The sequence below is a fragment of the Pseudomonas sp. 31 R 17 genome, from assembly GCF_900004915.1.
Classification (GTDB): domain Bacteria; phylum Pseudomonadota; class Gammaproteobacteria; order Pseudomonadales; family Pseudomonadaceae; genus Aquipseudomonas; species Aquipseudomonas orientalis_A.
Window position 1 is genome coordinate 4,234 of the sequence record NZ_CVTN01000070.1, and the last position, 2,103, is coordinate 6,336.

The following is a 2,103-nucleotide window of genomic DNA, read 5'->3' on the forward strand; positions in this document are numbered from 1 at the left end:
GGGCAACGGCGCAACGACAACGATCAACGACACCATCGATAAAGTCGACGTGGTTCTGAGCGCCACCACTACTGTTGGTGAAGGCGGCAATATCATCTATACCGCCAGCCTTGTGGATAAAAACGGCGCGCCGGTGACTAACATCACCAACCCGCTGACCGTGACGCTGGATAACGGCCAAAGCATCACCATCGGTGTGAACCAATCGAGCGCCAGCGTTTCGGTTATTGCACCGGATGACGTCTACAAAGGCGATCAGACCGTCACCACTGCTATCAAGACTGTCACTGGTGGCGAGCACTTCGAAAATCTGGTGCCAGGCACTACGCCCGTCAACACCACCGTTACTGATACCCCAGGCACTGATAACACCACTACCGTCACCCTGACAGCTCCGGCCCAGGCAAACGAAGGTGGTCAGATCACGTACACAGCGACGCTTTCCAATAAAGCGGGCAGTGACGTCAATCTGAAGTTGGATAATGGCTCGAGCATCACGATCAAAGCCGGCGATACCGTCGGTTCGGTCACCGTGCCTGCTCCAAGCGATGACGTGTTTATCGACAAAAGCACTAAGACCGTTCAGATCACCGAAACCACTGGCGGCAACTTCGAAAAACTGGAAGTTGCAGGCAACGGCGCAACGACAACGATCAACGACACCATCGATAAAGTCGACGTGGTTCTGAGCGCCACCACTACTGTTGGCGAAGGCGGCAACATCGTTTACACCGCCAGCCTTGTGGATAAGAACGGCGTGCCGGTGACTAACATCACCAATCCGTTAACCGTCACCTTGGATAACGGCCAGAGCATCACCATCGGTGTGAACCAATCGAGCGCCAGCGTTTCGGTTGTTGCGCCGGATGATGTGTACAAGGGCGATCAAACCGTCACCACCGCTATCAAAGGTGTGACCGGCGGCGAGCACTTCGAGAACCTCGTTCCAGGTACCAACAAAGTCACTACAACCGTTACTGATACCCCTGGTACTGACAACACTACGACTGTCACGCTGACCGCACCAAATGCTGTTAACGAAGGTGGCCAGATCACGTACACCGCTACGCTCTCCAACAAAGCAGGCAGTGACGTCACGCTGAAGTTGGATAACGGTTCGAGCATCACGATCAAAGCCGGCGACACTGTCGGCACCGTGACCGTGCCTGCTCCAAGCGATGACGTGTTTATCGACAAGAGCACTCAGATCGTCAAAATCACCGACGCTTCTGGCGGCAACTTTGAGAAATTGGAAGTTGCGGGCAACGGTGCGACCACCACGATCAATGACACCATCGACAAGGTTGATGTAGTTCTGACCGCCACCACTACCGTCGGTGAAGGCGGCAATATCGTCTACTCCGCCAGCCTTGTGGATAAAAACGGCGCGCCAGTGACCAACATCACCAACCCGTTGACCGTCACACTCGATAACGGCCAGAGCATCACCATTGGCGTAAATCAGTCGAGCGGATCTGTTTCGGTTGTTGCGCCGGATGATGTGTACAAGGGCGATCAGACCGTCACCACTGCAATCAAGACTGTCACCGGTGGCGAGCACTTTGAGAACCTGGTGCCAGGTACCACAGCGGTTAACACCACTGTCACCGATACCCCAAGCACCGCTGATACCACTACCGTTACGCTGACCGCGCCAACCGCCGTCAACGAAGGTGGCCAGATCACTTACACGGCCACGCTTTCCAATAAAGCGGGCAGCGACGTCACTCTGAAACTGGATAACGGTTCGTCGATTATCATCAAGGCAGGCGATACCGTCGGCACTGTGACCATCCCTGCGCCAAGCGATGACGTGTTCATCGATAAGAGCACTCAAACGGTCAAGATTACCGACGCAACGGGCGGCAACTTTGAGAAGTTGGAAGTTGCTGGCAACGGCGCAACCACTGCAATCAACGACACCATCGACAAAGTCGATGTAGTTCTGAGCGCCACAACTACCGTCGGCGAAGGCGGCAATATCGTTTACACCGCCAGCCTTGTGGATAAAAACGGCGCGCTGGTGACCAACATCACCAACCCGTTGACCGTCACCCTGGATAACGGCAAAACCATCACCATCGGTGTGAACCAATCCAGCGG

General features: G+C 54.9%; 1 protein-coding gene. It reads left to right on the forward strand.

Annotated elements, in window-relative coordinates; all coding sequences use genetic code 11:
• Positions 1-2,103 (forward strand): immunoglobulin-like domain-containing protein (locus tag BFP89_RS17210; RefSeq protein WP_370671225.1); only part of this gene is annotated, 2,103 nt, incomplete at both ends.